The following is a 19,209-nucleotide window of genomic DNA, read 5'->3' on the forward strand; positions in this document are numbered from 1 at the left end:
ATTGACCGACAACCTCCTCCAGTCGAGAAGGTCTCATACGAACGGCGAGGGGCGCGTCCGCGGAAAACGCGGGCACGCCCAACTCGTCGAATGCTTCAGAATCAAACAGATCCATGAAACCTAGCCTACGTCAGGGTGACTCCCTGCGAGGAAGATCCGATCTTCGGACCGGACAGGACCTGGAGGACGACGAGGCCCCCAAGGATCAGCATGCACGCACCGGCACCGAGCAGGTAACCGTTCAAGCCCTCGGACTCATCGGCGGCATTCGAGGAGGACAGGACCTCCGCATGCAACTTCACAGAACCGGATGCATCCACCGACGCGCCCGCGCCGGCAGCCCCAACGGTCGACGCGACCTTAAAGTCGGCCCAGCCGACCAGCTGGTGCGAGCGGTTCGCCACGACGACCTTGTATTCGCCCATGGGCAGGCCGGCCACGTCCATCGTGACCTTGTTACCGTCTTCAACCTGAAGCCAGCGTGCCTCACCCGTCTGCATGATGTTGGCGCTCACCCACTCGCCAGCGCCAGCCTTGTCGGAGGGAACATTGATCGTCAGCTGTCCACCAGTGAAAGCCGCGCTCACGCCACCCTTATTTGCATCAGTCAGCTCAGACACATCCGATACGGGGGACACCGGGGTATCGGACGGCTGCGTCGCGTTCGCCGCAGGAGAGGCCGAAGCGGAAGGCGTTGCCGAAGGCGACGCGGAAGAAGTTGCGGTCGGCTGGACAACCGGCAACTGCGGATCATCAGGCTGAGGCGCGGGCGCGGGACTCACGGACGGTCCCGGGGCGGGACTCACGGGCGACTCCGGCGCGGGACTCACGGGCGACTCCGGCGCGGGACTCACGGACGGCTCCGGCGCGGGACTCACGGACGGCTCCGGCGCGGGACTCACGGGCGACTCCGGCGCGGGACTCACGGACGGCTCCGGCGCGGGTTCAACCGTGGGGTCTGCAGTCGGCTCCGGCGTTGGCTCGGCCGTCGCCGACGGGCTGGACGGCTCGAAGACCTTCACCGAGTAGTTGAATGTCTTCGCCAGGGTCTTGTCGTCCTGGTAGATCACGACGGTGACCCAGTGGGAACTACCGGGTTCCCAGGTCACATGTTCACCGTTGTTGGCGCCATTAGGAACCGGAACGACCATTCTGTAGTTGTCGAGCGCATTTACCTTCCACAGGCCATCAGCGGTCACCGTGACTGTTTCACCGGAGCGCTCGAAGGTAAGAGGCGCGGTCGGCGTTACGCCACCGTTATCCAAGATGACGCCCCAGTAGCCTGTCTTACCGTATTCCGCTTCAAACTCGGAGGCATTCTCGAGGTTGATAACGAACGTGGTGTTCGGGATAGGGAGGGGACCATCGTTGTTATCGGCACGCGCAGCGAAACCGGGAATGGCGAGCGCACCTGCGGCGAAGAGGCATAGGGCCATGAGCACGCTCATTACCCGACTGCGGCCAGCGAGCACCCGCGCTGCGAGGGCGGAAGTAACCCGTCCGTGCTGCATAACGGTTCTCCTTTGGGACTTAAATACTCAGAAGATATTGCCTGATAACCAGAGTAACAGCTACATCGGCTTCATGTGAAGCACGAACACGCACCATGCGGTCAGTGGTGATCACATTGGCATCGTGCGCTGCTCGCTCGATCTAGTGGAATGATCCATGCGACTTGCGCACAATGCTGACCGTCGCGATGGCACCGAGCAACGCAAGCGCCCCACCACCTGCAAGGATCCATCCGTTGAGGCGGCCCTCTTGCTCGCGGGCAGCTTGCTCCGTAGCCTGTTGCTCCGAGCGAGACCTAGGTCCAATCTCAGAAGCAGACACGCTCTGTTGTTCAGTAGACGAGGACGGATCGGGGGTGGGAGATCCCAGCTGGGACGAGCCGCCATTCACATATCCCCGCGACAAAGCACTCCCGGGACGTGACGACCCAGTACTTGCCGAGGCAGGGGGCGCAGAGGCATCCGTCGATGACGAAGTCGAGACCTGAGCGTCGGAAGCCTGGTCACCTCTTACCTCAGAGGTAAGTACTTTTGGTTCGTCAGCAGGAATGGCGGGCCGTGCCACCGTCGAGGCAGATTCACCGGGATCACTGTCTGCGGGAGCAGAGGGAGTCTCCTCCCCCGGCATATCTGGCACCACGACGGCGTAGCCAGGATCGGAGGGGTCAGGACTATCAGCGTTCATGGAGCATGTCCGAACATCAACGGCAGTGTCAACGACACGCACCTTAGCTTCGACATACGTTCCGGTGACAGCATCGCCAATGTAAACCACATGGGCTGACCCAACTTCCCAGGACGACGGGAGGGGAATATCCGTTGAGAAGGTTCCATCGGACGCCACGTCGGCGACGGCCCAGGCAGTACGATCACGACGAACAGCATCGGGAACCCAGCTGGGCAATTCCATTCCATCGGGGCGCTTCGTCTCACCATCATCGAGGGTGATGATAACGAATCCGCGTATCTGCTCAGTACCTGGACCCCAGCCAGAACCCTCAACATGAACCGATTCGCCCGCATGCACAATCGAGGAAAGAGAAGCCATCGACTCCGGACCCTGCGCAACGAGACAGGCGGCTGAAGCATCCGGGAGGGCATCGTCACCAAAAGCAGGAGGTGCAGTGACAAACACGCCACCAACAATGGACGCCGACGCGGCCAACGCAAGCAGGGACAGACGCAGCCCCTCGCTTCGCGTGAACGACCGTGGCGCCATGCGTGCCACCTTCCTTCCCTCATGGATAATTTTAGTAAGTTCGCTCAATTATGAACAGACCAACATGTCAGTGTCCGAGTAACTACGAGCCATACGCTCCATCCTATTAGTTCGTCCCCAACACGCAATTGCGAACAACAAGCAAATTCACGGACCGGTGCACCAAAACCAGGTTTTACAAGGAAAATTATATTTAATTGAAAAAAATTGTGAGCTAAATTATCGAATAACTGTCATCTAAAGTGACCTTCTGGTCAACATTTGAGACTATGAATCTCGTTTCTACCCCCCGCTAACGACGTGGAATGACCAGCGGTGCCCCCGACTCAGGATCCTCGATGACAACGCATTCAACCTCGAATACGTCGGAGATCAGAGAGGGCGTCACAATGTCTCGCGGCACTCCCTGAGCAACGATCCGCCCATCTTTCATACACACGAGATGCGTCGCGTAGCGGAAAGCAAGGTGAAGATCGTGCAATACCGCGACAACTGTCCGACCCCCCTCACGTAGGCGGTCCGCTAAACGCAGAACCTCCAGTTGATGATTCAGATCCAAATAGGTCGTCGGCTCATCCAAGAGCAGGATATCCGTCGACTGCGCCAGAGCCATCGCGATCCAGACCCTCTGACGCTGCCCACCAGAGAGTTCGCCGACACGTCTGGAGCAAAATGCGCTTACTCCGGCGTCACGCATTGCACGCGCCACGGCCTCGTCATCCTCCGTGCTCCACTGATGTGCGAGAGATTGATGCGGATAGCGGCCGCGCGCAACCAGGTCCTCCACCAACATGTCGCCCGGTGCAACAGAGGATTGCGCGAGGAGACCAAGGCGGCGCGCAAGGGCCTTCTGATTCAGCTCATTCAGGACCTGCCCATCCAACTCAACGACGCCGCAGCGCACGCTGAGCACGCGGGCGAGTGCCCGCAACAGCGTCGACTTGCCACATGCATTCGGGCCGACGATGACCGTCAGTTCGCCCTGCAGAACATCCAGTGAAAGCCCCTCCAGAATCGGAGAGTCCTTCCCGTAGCCAACGGTGATCGAATGGGCACGAAGCCCACCTTCACTGTGCCGATCAATCATGACGTTACCTCACCTCACGAACGAGTAACACGAGCAGATAGATGCCACCCACGACGCCAGTCACGACGCCCACCGGCATTTCATGGGGTGCCAGGAGCCGTTGCGCAACCACATCGGAGGCGAGCACAAGAAGCGCTCCCACGACGGCAGACGATGCAAGCCCCACTCCCCCGTGACCACACACGCGACGAGCAACGTGGGGTGCCGCCAAAGCCACAAAGGCCACCGGGCCTGCAACAGCGGTTGCCATGGAAACCAACACCATCGCCGCAGCGATCACCGCGATCCGCACCTCGCGTACCCGCACCCCCAAGGCCATCGCCACATCATCCCCCATCGCAAGCACAGCGAGTGGACGTGCGAGCCACGCAAGAACCAGTACGGTCACCGCAAGAACGAGAATGAACGGAACAATGCGCACCATCGTCACACCGGAGAACGATCCTGCACTCCATAACTGCGCGCGCTGCGCCGCTTCCAGGGGAGCCTTGACGATCAGCAGTGAATTAATAGCGTGGAGAGCGGCGGAGAAACCGATGCCGACCAAGACGACCCGAATACCTGTCACGCGGACGCCACCCGCGCAGGCAAGAATGAGCGCCCCCGACACGAGACCGCCCACGAGCGCTCCGACGCCCGTCGTCGCAGGACTGGACCCACACACAATGATCGCAAGGAGAGCGCCCGTCGCCGAGCCAGTCGACAGGCCGACGATGTCGGGACTACCGAGCGGGTTGCCAGAGATCGTCTGGAAGATGGCACCCGACAGGCCGAGCGCACATCCGACTCCCAGCGCCGCACACACACGCGGAAAACGAACAGACTGCACGAAGTACACGCCCAAGAAATCGTCTCGAGGCCCGCTGTCGCCCATCAGTCGACGGAAAGACTCTGCGGCGCTGAGACCATAATCCCCCAGCGTCAGCGAGTAAACGGACAGGCACACGGCAAGGAGTAGTCCAGCAACGACGACCGTGGCACTACGCCGATGAATGCGTAGCGAGACCCACGGCAATGCTAGTACCACGTAACGCCCGCTGTTCACGACATCCCCCGTCCACGCGCAGTTGCGATAAAGAAAGGTGCCCCAATGAGCGCGACGATGACACCGACAGGCACCTCCTGAGGAGCCAGCACGAGGCGCGAGGCAACATCTGCGACGCACACCCACGCAGCCCCCACAATGACGGACCAGAGAGCGATCAAGCCATGACGCGCGCCAACCGCGCGTCGGACGAGGAGCGGCACGGCGAGACCAACAAACGTGAGGGGACCCCCGAGTGCGGTCGCTCCTCCCGCGAGGGCTGTGACTGCCAGGGTTGCGAGTCCTCGAACAAGCCGCACCCGAACGCCGAGACCGACGGCGACCTCGTCTCCGAGCGTCAGAATGCCAAGAGCGGACGTCAGAAGCGCACCGAGTAACACCCCGCCGCCGATGACAACGCTCGCCAAGACGAGCGAATCAACTCCGATCCCCTCGAAGGAGCCGGACGCCCAATAGCGGAACTCATTGAAAGCAAACTGGTTGGCCGTCAGGATGGCCGACGTCAGCGATGCCAGTGCGGCTGACACGGCGATACCCGCCAGTGCCAGGCGTGCACGCGAGGCGCGTGCGCCCCGGCCAGACAGTGCAAAGACGAGGGCGGAGGCAACTCCGGCTCCTATCAACGCAGCGCCGAGGGTGACGGCACGCGTCGACACGCCCATGAGTGCGGTCGCCGACACGACCGCGAAGGCAGCCCCTGCGTTGACGCCGAGGATGCCAGGATCAGCGAGCGGATTGCGCGTCATCGCTTGCATGATTGATCCGGCCAACCCGAGCGCGCCCCCGATGATGAGCGCCGCGATGGTCCGGGGTACACGAAGGGATAGCACCACCCGCGCGTCCTGGGAGGTTCCGCCGTGGACAAGGGACTCCCAGACAATATTCGGGGCGATCTGCCGGGATCCCAGGGCGAGCGAGGCCATCACGACGACACCAAGCACCAGCGCCGCCACTGCACAGGCAATAGCGACGCTGGTGAGTCGGTGGGCGCTCATTCGCACAGTGCGCACCTGACCGCGTGTCCCACGCTCAGGACGCCGGGACAAACTGAGCTTCGATGGACGAGACGATACCGTCCATCAGCAGGTATCCGCCGGTCGAGGTCCACAGGGATCCATCGACGGGAATGACGTGGTTTGCCTGGACAGCTCCGAGAGAATCGAAACCAACAGTATTCTTCGCCTCCTCGAGTGCGGCGGCAGACGCCTCAACACCGGTGGCTCCGCCTGCCGACGGGTTGTTCACCGAGGACTTGCCGAGCGTGCCGAAGAAGATCCAGTCCGCGTCGATTTGGTCGATGTTTTCGAGGGAGACGGGCTCGGAGTGTCCCTCTCCATCACGGTCCTGATTGGCGGGGCGCTTCATGCCTAGAGCGGTCAGGGCTTGTCCGGCGGGCAGCTCCTTGAGAATCAGGCCTGCACTATCGCCCTGCCAGCGCACAACCGAGTATGTCTGGTCGAGGTAGCCAGCATCCTTCAGGCGGGCGCTCACATCTGCGACATGCTGGTCGAACTCCGCGAGTTTGACGTCAGCCTGTTCGGGCACGCCGAGCGCATCCGCGGTGAGGGCGAAAGTCTCGCGCCAGTCGCCGCCCGACTGCGTGGTGAAGAAGACGGGAGCTATCTGGCCGAGGGCCGTCAGAGTCTCGGTGTCGTTGTTCTTCACGGACGTGCCGTCAACGAGAATCAGGTCCGGGTGGGCGGCACCAATGGCCTCCAGGTTGGGGGTGCCGATGGAACCCAGAATCGGGATGTCTCCGGCGCGATCAAGGAGGTAGTTGGGGACCGTCTGCTGGCCGCGGCCCGATACGACACCAATGGGCGTCACTCCCAGGGCGAGCGCGTTGTCGGTGGTCGGTTCGGAAAGCGTCACGACGCGGGTCGGATGCGAGGGCACAGTGACCTCCTGTCCGGAGGCATCGGTAACGACGCGGGTCTCGCTGGTCCCGTTCGCTCCAGAGGACGAGGCCGGGGCGGGCTGCGTGGAGGAGCAGGCTCCCAGGGTCAGGGATGCAAGAGCGAGAGCCGCGAAAGCGCGAACTCGTGTCGAGATATGCACGTGTTCCTCAATTCGATTAGATCACGATAGATGCATAGGCAAGCCTAACCTAGCGGTGCAAAGGGCGCTCTCTTCGCATGCAATGGTGGATAGGCTCACGCGAACCATCTGTCGAGCATTCGCACGAGCCCTTCGCGCCACCATGCAACGTCATGGCCACCGGGATAGGACTCGAAACTGACAAACGATCCCGCCCCCTCTAAAAGAGCAGTACAATGCCGAGTTACAGGTAGCATCGCCCGCTCGCGCTCACCCACCTGACACAACACTGTCAAGCCTTGACCAAGACACCTCTGTCCCCTCATTAGTTCTTTTATCAGCGTCCCCTCGCCCCGGCCTCGTTCCTCTCCACCCCACCATAGAGAGGGGGACTGTGCGAGGAAACACTCGACGGGCAACGAACCCAGACAGGCAGCCTCGAGCACTGCAAGCCCACCGAAGGACTGACCGGCCAGAGCAACAGGACCAGCCCCGACCTCGGCACAAATGTCTCTCACGAGCTCCTCAACACGGCCCGCCTCGGTTAACTCCTCCTGGCGAGCGCGCAGATCACCAGCATCGATCGTCACGACGCGAAGACCAGGGTAGCGCCAGGTCAGCCAGCCAACGCCATTGGCTCGCCACATCTCCCCGTCGAAGAGAATGAGGGTTCTGCGTGCGGGGCACTCGCCGTCGTGGACCACGATGGAACGGGGTCGCTCACGCTCACGACGTGTACTGATGCGAACACCGATGTCTTCCTCACGGGCAGCACGCATCTGCAGAGAGCGGAGGCTCTCCGATGGCCACACGACGCTCGCATCGGGTCCCACAAACAGTGAGGCAACGTTTCCTCGCCCGTTGATGAGACTGCGGACGTTAGAGCAATCAGGGCGAGCAGCCTGACTTAATCGCAGCCAATCACCCCTATCCATGCTCGTGCGCGGATCGATGCCACCAGCGTCCACAATCGCGAACTGATAGCTGAGGATCGCATCCGCCGGCAGCGCACACGCGAGCACGTGCACGCGAGATCCGGGCACGCTTTCCAGACGAAAAGCGTCAAGGTGATCGCGGTTGCGATCCGTCACGGTATTGACGATAACGAAGCACTGAGCATTCTCAGGAGCATCGCACCGAAACGTCACGCGAACGGCGTTAACCCCGTCGAGGACGAGCCGACGACCGACGCGCGGGCCATCGGCGCACCCATGGTCATCCCAGTCCTCAGGATCGCTCTCGAGCCGACAAAACCCCGTCTCAGAAAAGAACTCCTCCTCGAAGGCCATCGGTCAGTCGAAAAGCGAAATATCGCCCGCGCCGACGCGCGCGACGACAGCGTCGCCTCCCGCAAAGTCGATGACCGTCGTCGGCTCAGCGACGCCGACAGGACCCACGACCACCAGATCAACCTGATGCCCGATGCGCTCGTCCACGTCAAAGCCGTCCGTCAGAGGCTCCTTCTCACCCGGCATGATGAGCGTCGAACAAGCTAGCGGCTCACCGAGGGCCTCGACAATCGCCTGGGTGATGACATGGTCCGGGATGCGCACGCCGACCGTGTGCTTCTTCTTGTTCAGCATGATGCGCGGAACTTCCTTGGTGCCACGCAGGATGAACGTGTAAGGTCCGGGGGTCAGCGCCTTCATCGTGCGGAACTCATGATTATCGACGATAACTAGCTCACCGAGCTGCGCGAACGAGTGGCACAGCAGCGAGAAATTGTGCTTGTCATCGAGCTTACGAACCGCGCGAATGGTGTCCATGCCCGACTTGTTGCCAATCTTGGTCGCGATCGCGTAGCCGGAGTCCGTGGGCAGCGCAATCGTACCGCCGCGTTCCAGCAGGTCAACGACCGTGTTAACCAGACGTGCTTGAGGATTTTCCGGATGCAACTCAACGTACGACATGTCTCTATTGTGCACGAAACCCCCACCGGCCGGGGCCAGATGGGGGTTTCGTGGACAGAACGCGCGAGAGCTAGATCACTTCTTCCCCTCGTCTGCGACCTCTTCACCGCGCTTCTTCGGCTTCGCGTCAACGCCGGCTTCCTTACGCTGCGCAGGCGTAATCGGAGCCGGGGCCTCGGTCAGCGGGTCGAAACCGCCGCCGGACTTCGGGAAGGCGATGACATCGCGAATCGACTCGGACTTCGTCAGCAGCGAGACGATACGGTCCCAACCGAACGCGACACCGCCGTGCGGCGGGGCACCGAACTTGAAGGCATCGAGCAGGAAGCCGAATTGCGTCTGGGCTTCCTCCTCGCCGATACCCATCACGTTGAACACGCGGTTCTGGATGTCGCGGCGGTGAATACGAATCGAACCGCCACCGATCTCGTTGCCGTTGCAGACGATGTCGTAGGCGTAGGCCAACGCATTGCCCGGATCCTTGTCAAAGGAGTCGATCCACTCGGGCTTGGGCGAGGTGAAAGCATGGTGGACGGCCGTCCAGGCGCTGTGGCCCAGCGCGACGTCGCCCTCGGCCTCAGCATCGCCGGTGGGCTTGAAGAGCGGCGCGTCCACAACCCAGGTGAAGGCCCAGGCATCGGGGTCGATGAGGTCGCAGCGCTTGCCGATCTCCAGGCGGGCAGCGCCGAGCAGCTCGCGCGAGGGGGTCGGCTTGCCGGCAGCGAAGAAGATGCAGTCGCCGGGATTGGCACCGGTGGCGGCAGCCAGGCCCTCACGCTCAGCCTCGGTGATGTTCTTGGCAACGGGGCCGCCCAGCGTACCGTCCTCGGCGATGGTGACGTAAGCCAGACCCTTCGCGCCGCGTGCCTTGGCCCATTCCTGCCACTTGTCGAAAGTGCGGCGAGGCTGCGAGCCACCGCCGGGCATGACGACAGCACCCACGTAGGGAGCCTGGAACACGCGGAAGGTCGTGTCCTTGAAGTACTCGGTGAGCTCGGTCAGCTCAAGGCCGAAGCGCAGGTCGGGCTTATCCGAGCCATAGCGTTCCATCGCGTCCTTGTAGGTCATGCGCGGGATCGGCGTGGACAGGTCGTAACCGATGAGCGCCCACACGTTCTTCAGGACGTCCTCGGCGACCTCGATGACGTCGTCCTGGTCCACGAAACTCATCTCGATATCGAGCTGGGTGAACTCGGGCTGGCGGTCGGCGCGGAAGTCCTCGTCGCGGTAGCAGCGCGCGATCTGGAAGTAACGTTCCATGCCCGCCACCATGAGCAGCTGCTTGAACAGCTGGGGCGACTGGGGCAGGGCGTACCAGGAACCCGGGGAGAGGCGGGCGGGGACGATGAAGTCGCGGGCACCCTCGGGGGTCGAACGGGTCAGGGTCGGCGTCTCGATCTCGACGAAGTCGCGGGCGTACAGGGCCTCGCGGGCGGCACGCGAAACCTTCGAGCGCAGGCGGATCGCGTACTGCTCGGGTTCGCGGCGCAGGTCGAGGTAGCGGTACTTCAGGCGGGTTTCCTCGCCGACGTTGCCGGAATCTTCAGCATTGGAGGACACCTGGAACGGCAGGGGCGCGCTAGTGTTCAGGATTTCGATGTCGTCACCCATCACCTCAATGGCACCGGTGGCCAGGTGGGGGTTCTCGTTGCCCTCGGGGCGAGCGCAGACCTCGCCGGTGACCTTCAGGACAAACTCGGAGCGCAGCTCGTGGGCGACACGCTCGTCACGGACGACAACCTGGGCGATACCCGACGCGTCGCGCAGGTCGATGAACGCCACTCCACCGTGATCGCGGCGACGATCCACCCAACCGGTGAGCGTCACGGTCTGACCGACCAGGTCGGTGCCGAGGGTTCCAATGTTGTGAGTGCGAAGCACTGTGATTCCTTTCGTTGTTACCATCCGCGAGACAGGCGGCGGCAGTATTATTGTACGCGCGCTCGGTCTGGGAGCACGCTCGCCGCAAATAGAATGGGTACTATGGCCGTCGTCTCTACTTCTTCTGTCCCCTCCTCCCCCGCCTGGACACCCACCGAGATCGGTCTGGCAATAGGTTCTGTCCTCTTGATCACGCTTGTTGCGTTTGAGGAGCTGGCAGCCACGACGATCATGCCGACGGTCGTCGCTTCCTTCGACGCCGCACCCTGGTATCCGATTGCCTCGGGTGCCGCGTTGGCGGCGCAGCTGAGCGCCACGGTAGTCGCGGGCGCATTGGCGGACTGGAAGGGACCTCGCGCCGTTCTCTTCACCGGTATGGCGCTCTTCGCCGTGGGCCTGATCATCTCCGCTGTGGGTCCGAACATCATTATCTTCGTCGCTGGCCGCGCGCTGCAGGGGCTGGGCGGCGGACTTCTCGTCGTTCCCCTGTATGTCCTGATCGGTGCGGTTGCCGCCCCGGCCCACCGCCCGTCGTTTTTCGCGGCCTTTTCGCTGTCGTGGGTACTCCCCTCATTGGTGGGTCCCGCAATCGCCGGCTACGTAACTCAAGTGTGGGGGTGGCGCTACGTCTTCGGCGTCGTCCCGATTGTCGTCGTCGTTGCGGCCATCCCCGTCGGCTACGTGCTGCGCACGCTGCCCGCCGCTGAGGCACGCAAGGCCGCGCGCTTGGCAGCACTGTCGTGTAACGCGGTCTTAGCGGGCACGGGTGTCATGCTCCTGCAGCTTGCAGGCGCGCTTACCTCCGTTCTTTCTCAGTTCGGTGTGTTCTTGCTCGGTGCAGGCCTCACGGTGTGGGCGCTGCCCCACCTGCTGCCGCGCGGCACGTTTGCATCCCGTCCAGGCATGCCGTCGGCGATCCTTGCACGCCTATGTGCCCTGGCCTCGCAGGTCGGACTCGCTGTCATGATTCCCCTCGTCCTGCAGCGAGTGCACGGGTGGTCCGAGGCTTCGTCCGCCTGGTGGGTCACACTCGGGTCGATCACGTGGTCGCTGGGCGCTGTCGCACAGGCACGCGTACACGATCCGCGCAAGCGTAAGGTTCTGCCCGTCGTCGGCGGCTCGCTCATCGCTATCGGCGCAGTGCCGGTAGGCGTGCTCCTCATCCCTGCAATTCCGGTCTGGGTCGCTCTGATCGGCTGGCTGTTGGTCGGTCTCGGCGTCGGCCTGGTCCACGCTCCCCTGTCGGTCCTGGCTCTCGAGGTGACCCCCGAGGCCAAGCACGGGCGCGTGGCCTCGTGGCTGCAGGTCGCTGACTCGGCGGGTCCGGCCCTCGAGCTCGCCCTCGTGTCCGTGGCTATGAGCGCGTGGGCCGCCACCGCCACGGTGGGCGGGGCGGCCTACGCTCCCTATTGGGTCATTGCAGTGGTCCTCGCGGGCCTCGCCGTGTTCGCCGTGAGGCGACTCCGACCGGCCGAGTGAAGGCTACTCTCAGTCGTCGTAGCGGCGCTTACCGAAGTGGCGGCGTCCGCCCTCGCGGTCTCCGTCCCGCTCCCAGCCATCGCGGCCACTCTCGCGGTCGCGGCGCGCACGCTTGATGTCCTTCTCCCAGCGCTCGGTACGAACACTGCGGCGCGGACGTGAACCGTCGCCCTTCTCGAAACGGTGCGGGCGCTTCTCGTCGCGCTCGCCGGAACGGCCCTCACGGTCACCGTAGCGTCCGTCGCGTTCCCCGCCGAAGCCACCACGACCTCGGGAATCGCGGTCGAAGTCGCGGCGCTCGCGACGCTCAAAGCCGTCACGCTCGCCACGAGCGCCCGGCCCCTCATCCACGCGGATGCGCAGCTGACGGCCGGAGACGTAGCCCTTGGAGATGCGGGAGAGCTGCTCGCCGGACAAATCGGCGGTGATGTCGACCAGAGAGAAGGTCGGGTAGATCTCGATGTTGCCGATGTCGCGGCCGTCAATACCCCCCTCGCCAGCAATCGCACCGACAATGGAGCCGGGCTTGACACGGTCCTTTTTACCCACCTCGATGCGGTAACGCGTGCCCGAGCCGGGGGCAGGACGACCGCCGCCACGACGACGAGCGCCGTTCGCACCACCCTTGAGCGGGCGGTCCTTGTCGCGGCCCGCCTCGAAGGAGGCACCCACGAACTCACCGGACTCGTCCAGGCGTTCCTCGCGGCGGATCTTGCCGTTTCCGCGACGATCCTTCTCACGGCGCGGGGCCGGTCCCTCGTCGCCGACAGCCGTGGCCATGAGGGCCGCGGCAATGTCTTCAACGGAGGACTCCTCACCCATGTCCGCCAGCAGGCCCTTATACATGTCAAGGCGACCGCGCTCAATGCGGGCGGCCAAACCCTCGAGCAGGCGGCGGGCACGGAACTCGGAGACAGCTGCGGGCGACGGAATCTCGACCTCTTCCATCTCGGTTCCCGTCAGCTTTTCGATGCGGCGCAGCCGACCATGCTCACGCGGGGTAAAGAAGGTCAGCGCGCGGCCCTCGCGACCCGCGCGACCGGTGCGGCCGATGCGGTGCACGTAGGCCTCGGGTTCACGCGGAACGTCGAAGTTAACGACCAGGGAGATGCGCTCAACGTCGAGGCCGCGTGCAGCCACGTCGGTGGCGACCAGCACGTCGAGGGAGCCGTTCTTCAGGCGCTCAACCATGCGCTCACGCTCGGTCTGGGCGACGTCGCCGGAGATGCCGGCGGCACGGAATCCGCGGCCCGACAGCTCGAGGGAGACCTCTTCGACGTCGGCGCGTGTGCGCACAAAGACAATGGCGGCGTCGGCTTCTTCCTGTCCCTTAGCGATGTGTTGGGCGCGGGTTGCGAGCACGCGGGACAGAGCGCCGATCTTGTGCTTGTAGGGCACGACGGCGTAGGTCTGGTGGATCGTATCGACCGTGGAAGACTCGGTGGAGACCGCGACCTTGACAGGGTCCTTCAGGTGCTCACGCGCCACCTTTTCGATGGCGGCGGGCATCGTGGCGCTGAACAGCGCGGTCAGGCGATCATCGGGGGCGCTCGACGCAATCGTCTCGACGTCCTCAGCAAAGCCCATGCGCAGCATCTCGTCGGCTTCGTCGAGCACGAGCATCCGCACGTTCGACAGGTCCAGCGCGCCCTTCTCGATGAGGTCGATGACGCGGCCCGGGGTACCGACGACGACCTGGGCACCGCGCTTGAGCGCGCCGATCTGCGGGCCGTACGGTGAGCCGCCGTACACGGGGACAACATCGAGGCGGGCCGTGCGCGCTGCAAAGTCTTCAATCGCCTGGGCGCTCTGCATGGCAAGCTCGCGGGTGGGTGCCAGGACGAGGGCCTGCACGTCGCGCTCATCCGCGTCGACGATGGCGAGCAGCGGCAGGCCGAAGGCTGCGGTCTTGCCGGTGCCCGTCTGGGCGATGCCGACGACGTCGCGCAGCTCCAGCAGCGGCGGGATGGCGGCTGCCTGGATCGGGGTGGGGACGCGGAAGCCCATGTCGGTCACGGCCGCGAGGATCTCCTCGGGCAGGCCGAGGCTCGCGAAAGTCACGGTGTCGTCATCCGCGTCGTCAGTGTCCTCGGCGTCGTCAAGGTCGGTGTCTTCGTCCGCACTGTCGTCGACGAGGCCGGGATCCTCGTCCGCATCAATGATGTCGTCGCGCTCGTCTTGTTCGTCGCGGTCCATGTAGTCCTCAGAGGGCATAGTGATTCCTTGTCTGTTGCATGTGGGGTAGCAAAACCATCGGGGCGGGCCATCTCGGCTCCTCAGCGCGGCCTCACCCATAACAACAAAACCCGCATCCCGCGGGGCACCATAACAAGGGGCTGCGCCTCATCGCTCCCACCAGCATAGCGTGCACTTCCTCAGAAAAGGTGCCCGTGGTCGGCGAATTCACTGTTCGACGCCGCTGGTGAGCGCCGCTTCACACCCTCTTGTCGAGGTGGAGGCGTGCCACGAACGAGGCAATGGTGACCTGGCGATTATCTTCCGCCCGCAGCGGGGCGACGACGAGACGGTCAACCTCGTCGCGGCACATGGCACGCACGTCGTCCATGACCGCCCGTTTGCGGCGGGACGCCACCCAGGAACACAGCGCTCGATTCAGGCTCGCGCACAGGAAGGTCACCGCGAAGCCGCAAACGAGAATCACCGTGGGCATAGGGATCGGGCCGATGGCGGGGACGTCGGTATCGATGAGCACGGCACGTCCCAGGTGCACGAGGCCGATCCACGCAGCGCCCATGAGGCTGACCATCCACGCAATAAGCTGGAAGCCGCCGAGGATGCGGGAGAGACTCGGCGCGCTCGCGCTCACGCGCAGGTTGTTCGCCACCTCGCGGTGCGCCGCTGCGGGCACCACGGCTGCGCCAGACAGGGCGCGCTCGACGAGCAGTCGGCGCCAGCGCTCGGGGCGCCCCTGCGAGCGTGCGGCCACCTCGCGACGCACGGCGTTCGCGAAGGCCGCCTCGTCAGAGGCGGATCGCGTCGGCAGCGTTGGAGTCGTCGCACTCTCCTGGCGTTCCTCCTCCCCCAGGTGCAGACGCCGCAGGGGATCAACCCCCAGGCGCGCGAGCCAACGCAGCGGCAGCCAGCCACCCGTACGCGTGCCGGCGCGCAGGGTCGAAGCGGCCACGGCCTCAGCGATAATCGGGGCTCCGACAAGATCGGCGGCCACCCTCGCCAGATCACTTGCCATTCCCTCGGTTTCAACGCCACGAATCGCGCCCTCGACGCCCACCGCGTCGCGCACAAGCCGAGCTGCCTGGCTCAGGGCGGCCCGCGCCCGGGCAGCCTGACGCGAGACGCGGGCCGCCTCATCTGCCAGATGGGAGGCCAGCTCAGCCACTCCCTCCCCCGTCGTCGCACTGACCGGGACAACGCGAGCGCCCGTCAGACCACGCTCATCCAGGATGCGGCGCAGGTCGGACACGATGGAGGTCCTCTCAGCCACGCCGAGCGTGTCGATGTGGGTCAAGGCAACCGTCACGGAGGCATGCGAGGTGCGCAAGCGTTCCAGCCACTCATCGTGCAGGCGCGCATCCGCGTACTTCTGCGGATTAACAACGACGACAAGGGCGTCCACACGCGTGGCCAGACGCCCGGCCACCTGCGCGTGAGAAGTCTCGACCGAATCGATGTCGGGCAGGTCAATAATCGCGGTGTCGCCCGATAAGTCACCGGGCGCGCAGACGCGGGTTCGCACGCCCAACCAACCGAGCAATTCCTTCGGCTCGCGGCCCGCGGGCAGGACGGCACACGCCTCGTTCGTCGTGGGCCGCAAGACACCGGCACACACGACCTCTCCCCCGGCGAGAGCGTTCACGAGGGAAGATTTCCCGGCACCCGTTCCGCCGAGCATGCCGATGACACACCAGGTCGGGTCGATCTCGGCCCGATCCGACGTCACATCGATGAGTTCCCGAATACGCTCCAGTATCTGCGGCTCAATATCAGAGGCTGCGAGCGTCGCGATCTGGTCCAGCTCCGCGGCAGCCGCGGCAACCGGCGTTGCTGCGCGCTTCATACCAGCGCCTCCCGCGCGGTGGCGAGAGCAGACTCAAGCGCGTCAATCCGCTCGTGCTCCCGCGAGTTGTCGAGCCTCATCGCAACAGGCGCGACGACCTCTGCCAGCGAATCGGCAGCCAGTCGTTCGAGCGCCTCGCGCGCCTGCATGGCCAGGGAACGCACCGTACGCTCGCCGAAATAGGATTCGAGGATCGTCTGCGACAGCGCAGCAGAGGCACCAGCGACGCCAACCTCGACCCCGGTCACCCCGCCCGTCATCGCGAAAACGCTGACCATGAGCGAGAGCGTCACAACGTTGATGCCGCCCGCCAGCAGCCGACCGCTCACGCGTGAAGACTGTGCCTGGCCACGGACGATGTCCGTTACCTCGCTGGTCCATTCCTGCGCGGTGTGGCGGGCGCGCTCGGCAGCCCCGTCCACGTCCAGCATCGGTTCCAGTCCCGCGGCCTCTCCCACCGACGCAGCCAAGCGCAGGGCGTCGTTCCACGCGCGGTGATAGGAGTCCCCAAGACGCTGAGCCACGCCACCCGTCAGGTCGCGACGCACCTGTTCCTCCGGGGCTGCCGTGCCCCGCACGGCACCCACGATGCGTTGGCGCACCGACGCCACAACGCGGGAAAAGGTTCGCGTCATGTCCCAGGACCCCAGCACCTCGGCGATGCGCGCGCTCACCTCACCGCGCAGCACATCGTCGCTCGAGGACGAGGCAACCTCGTGGGCCCGCGAGACGACCGTCGCCTCAAGCTCCTCGCGCGCAAAGTCCACTGCACGACAGCTATCACGAGACGCATCCAGAGCACGATCAGACTCCTCGAAGGACGCTGCGACAGCGCCGGTGAGGGCACGACGCACGATCACCGCACGCTCCTGCGCATCGTGCCCGATTCCCTCCAAGAAAGAACCGACCGGGTAAATAGCGTCAATGGGTAGGCGACCATCGGTCAGCGACTGCTCAGTAATGACGATAATCGGGACCTCGCCCAGGCCTCGTCGTTGCACGAGCGAGGCAAGATCCGCACGGATCTCAGCCTCAGCGCCCGGGGGGACGCGGTTGAGGACGATGGAGACGCGCAAGCCGCGCGCGGCTGCCTCCTCCAGGTGCGTCCAGGCGACCGCGTCGGCGTAGCGTGCGGCACTCGTCACGAAAATCCAGAGATCCGCGCCATCGAGCAACTCTGACGCGAGCCGTCGATTGCCTTCCTCAACCGAGTCAATATCGGGAGCGTCGAGGATACCCATGCTCGGCCACATCAAGTCGTCCACCGTGATCGTCACGGCATCCAGGCTCGTGCCCTCCCCACCCTCATGTTTGGCCAGGCGCGGCAGCACGCGATCCGACATGAACCACGAGCGGGCCTGAGGCGCACACACGAGAACCGGCCGCCGTGTCGTCGGACGAACAGCGCCCGCCCGACTCACCGTACGTTCAAGCAAAGAGTTGACGAGCGTTGACTTACCCGCCCCCGTCGAGCCGCCAACCACCACGAGGAGCGGCGCATCGGCTTCCTCTAGACGAGGCAGCACAACGTCCTGCAGTCGGCGCAGTGCCCTCTCAGCGTCCGCGCGAGCACCCGAGGGCATCGCACTGAGCGCCTGCTCAAGCGCACCCGCCAGGCCGCGGGCTGCTTCAACCGCAGAGGCCGACACTCAGGGCATCACCTTCTCGACCGAAGGGGCTGCGTCCGCCTCGGGCACAACCCAGGTGGCGGCGTCGGCGTCCACCTGCTCACCCGTGCGAATGTCCTTGACCGTGTCGGCTCCATCCTCGCCCGGGAACCAGACGAAGGGGATGCCACGCTTGTCGGCGAACTTGATCTGCTTACCGAACTTGGCCGCGCTTGGTGCGACGTCCGTCGAAATACCACGCGAGCGCAGGATGGCCGCGATCTCCTCGGAGCGCTCGCGACGCTCCTCGTTCGTGACGGCAACGACGACGGCCGTGGGAACCTTGCGCGAGGCGCGCGCCAACGGCACGGAAATCATGCGGGAAACCAGTCGCGAAACACCGATGGACAGACCCACACCCGGGTAGGTGCGCTTGCCATCCTTCGCCAAGGAGTCATAGCGCCCGCCCGAACAGATCGACCCCAGGTCCTCGTGGCCCTCGATCTCCGACTCGTACACGCTACCCGTGTAGTAATCCAGGCCGCGCGCGATCTTCAGGTCCGCGACGACCGCGCCCGGCATCCGCTTGTTTGCGGTGTCGAGCAGAGCGGTCAGCTCGCGCAAACCCTGCTCGAGCAGCTCTCCGCTCACACCCAGCGCGCCCAGGCGCTCGCGCACCTCGACCGAATCGGCCGTGCGAATCTGCGCCATCTGCAGCAGCACGGACGCCTGGTCACCGCCGATACCGGATTCGGCGAGTTCCTGAGCCACACCCTCCGGGCCAATCTTGTCGATCTTGTCCAGTCCGCGCAGGGCCGCCTCAACGTCGGTGACGCCCAGCGACTCACACACGCCCTGTACGACCTTGCGGTTGTTGACGAGTACGCGCACCGGCGGAATGGGCAGGTTGTTGAGCGCCTCAGCCATCACGAGGGGCAGGTCCACCTCGAAGTGGAAGGGCAGCTCGCCGTTACCGACGACGTCGATATCGGCCTGCGTGAACTCACGGAAACGCCCCTCTTGGGGGCGCTCGCCGCGCCAGACCTTCTGAATCTGGTATCGCTTGAACGGAAAGTCCAGCTCGTTCGCGTTCTCCACGACGTAACGCGCGAAGGGCACGGTGAGGTCGAAGTGCAGACCCATGCCCTTGTCCTTGGGGGCACGAGCGCCGGAAGCGGCAGCTTTGAGCGCCTGCAGGCGGTCCAGGACGTAGATCTCCTTGGAGGTCTCGCCCTTGGCTTCAAGCTGGGCCAGAGTCTCGACCGCGCGCGTCTCTATGCCAGCGAAACCGTGCAGCTCGAAAACGCGGCGCAGCTCGTCGAGGACGTGCATCTCGACGATGCGGCCCTCGGGGAGCCATTCGGGGAAACCTGACAGGGACGTGCGAGCCATGACGT

The 19,209-nt window shown here is 64.3% G+C and carries 13 protein-coding genes; 1 reads left to right on the forward strand and 12 read right to left on the reverse strand.

All coding sequences use genetic code 11. The features are described from left to right. Positions 1-125: 125 nt before the first annotated feature. The 8 genes from O3932_RS08425 to aspS form a co-directional block, all read right to left on the reverse strand. Complete coding sequence (locus tag O3932_RS08425; RefSeq protein WP_371537667.1) at positions 126-1,448, reverse strand: type IV secretion protein Rhs; 1,323 nt, start codon at positions 1,446-1,448, stop codon at positions 126-128. A gap of 1,574 nt (positions 1,449-3,022) precedes the next feature. Continuing rightward, positions 3,023-3,817 (reverse strand): ABC transporter ATP-binding protein, encoded by a 795-nt coding sequence (locus tag O3932_RS08430; RefSeq protein WP_371537670.1) that lies wholly within the window; start codon positions 3,815-3,817, stop codon positions 3,023-3,025. Positions 3,818-3,821: 4 nt separating this feature from the next. Further along, positions 3,822-4,862 carry a FecCD family ABC transporter permease gene (locus tag O3932_RS08435; RefSeq protein WP_371537672.1) on the reverse strand — a complete coding sequence of 347 codons (1,041 nt, stop codon included), beginning with the start codon at positions 4,860-4,862 and terminating at the stop codon, positions 3,822-3,824. After that, positions 4,859-5,857, reverse strand: coding sequence for a FecCD family ABC transporter permease (locus tag O3932_RS08440; RefSeq protein ID WP_371537675.1), 999 nt, complete (start codon positions 5,855-5,857; stop codon positions 4,859-4,861). The genes O3932_RS08435 and O3932_RS08440 overlap by 4 nt, the downstream gene beginning before the upstream one ends. A 34-nt stretch (positions 5,858-5,891) precedes the next feature. Next, the gene (locus O3932_RS08445) at positions 5,892-6,920 is read right to left on the reverse strand and encodes an ABC transporter substrate-binding protein (RefSeq protein ID WP_371537678.1); all 1,029 of its coding nucleotides are present in this window, start codon (positions 6,918-6,920) and stop codon (positions 5,892-5,894) included. A gap of 95 nt (positions 6,921-7,015) precedes the next feature. Next, the gene (locus tag O3932_RS08450) at positions 7,016-8,188 is read right to left on the reverse strand and encodes an enterochelin esterase domain-containing protein (protein ID WP_371537681.1); all 1,173 of its coding nucleotides are present in this window, start codon (positions 8,186-8,188) and stop codon (positions 7,016-7,018) included. Positions 8,189-8,191: 3 nt separating this feature from the next. Continuing rightward, positions 8,192-8,809 carry an L-threonylcarbamoyladenylate synthase gene (locus tag O3932_RS08455; RefSeq protein ID WP_009647719.1) on the reverse strand — a complete coding sequence of 206 codons (618 nt, stop codon included), beginning with the start codon at positions 8,807-8,809 and terminating at the stop codon, positions 8,192-8,194. 75 nt (positions 8,810-8,884) lie between these two features. Next, positions 8,885-10,690, reverse strand: a complete 1,806-nt coding sequence (gene aspS / locus O3932_RS08460; RefSeq protein ID WP_296504252.1) for an aspartate--tRNA ligase — start codon at positions 10,688-10,690, stop codon at positions 8,885-8,887. A gap of 102 nt (positions 10,691-10,792) precedes the next feature. On the opposite strand from aspS, the gene O3932_RS08465 reads away from it, so the two are divergent. Then, positions 10,793-12,169, forward strand: coding sequence for an MFS transporter (locus O3932_RS08465; protein ID WP_371537684.1), 1,377 nt, complete (start codon positions 10,793-10,795; stop codon positions 12,167-12,169). A gap of 9 nt (positions 12,170-12,178) precedes the next feature. On the opposite strand, the gene O3932_RS08470 is transcribed toward O3932_RS08465, so the two are convergent. From O3932_RS08470 to hisS, 4 genes are all read right to left on the reverse strand, one after another. After that, positions 12,179-14,383: a DEAD/DEAH box helicase gene (locus O3932_RS08470; protein WP_371537687.1), complete on the reverse strand. Its 2,205-nt coding sequence runs from the start codon at positions 14,381-14,383 to the stop codon at positions 12,179-12,181. A 220-nt stretch (positions 14,384-14,603) separates the two neighbouring features. Next, a complete protein-coding gene (locus tag O3932_RS08475; RefSeq protein WP_314736502.1) occupies positions 14,604-16,205 on the reverse strand; it encodes a GTPase in 1,602 nt (533 codons plus the stop codon). Beyond that, on the reverse strand, positions 16,202-17,854 hold the full coding sequence (locus O3932_RS08480; protein ID WP_314568341.1) for a GTPase: 1,653 nt from the start codon (positions 17,852-17,854) through the stop codon (positions 16,202-16,204). The genes O3932_RS08475 and O3932_RS08480 overlap by 4 nt, the downstream gene beginning before the upstream one ends. Beyond that, complete coding sequence (gene hisS, locus O3932_RS08485; RefSeq protein ID WP_314736503.1) at positions 17,855-19,204, reverse strand: histidine--tRNA ligase; 1,350 nt, start codon at positions 19,202-19,204, stop codon at positions 17,855-17,857. It lies immediately after the preceding gene. Positions 19,205-19,209: the final 5 nt, after the last annotated feature.

Source organism: Pauljensenia sp. 20925_1_25 (assembly GCF_041433955.1).
In the GTDB taxonomy this organism is placed as follows: Bacteria; Actinomycetota; Actinomycetes; order Actinomycetales; family Actinomycetaceae; genus Pauljensenia.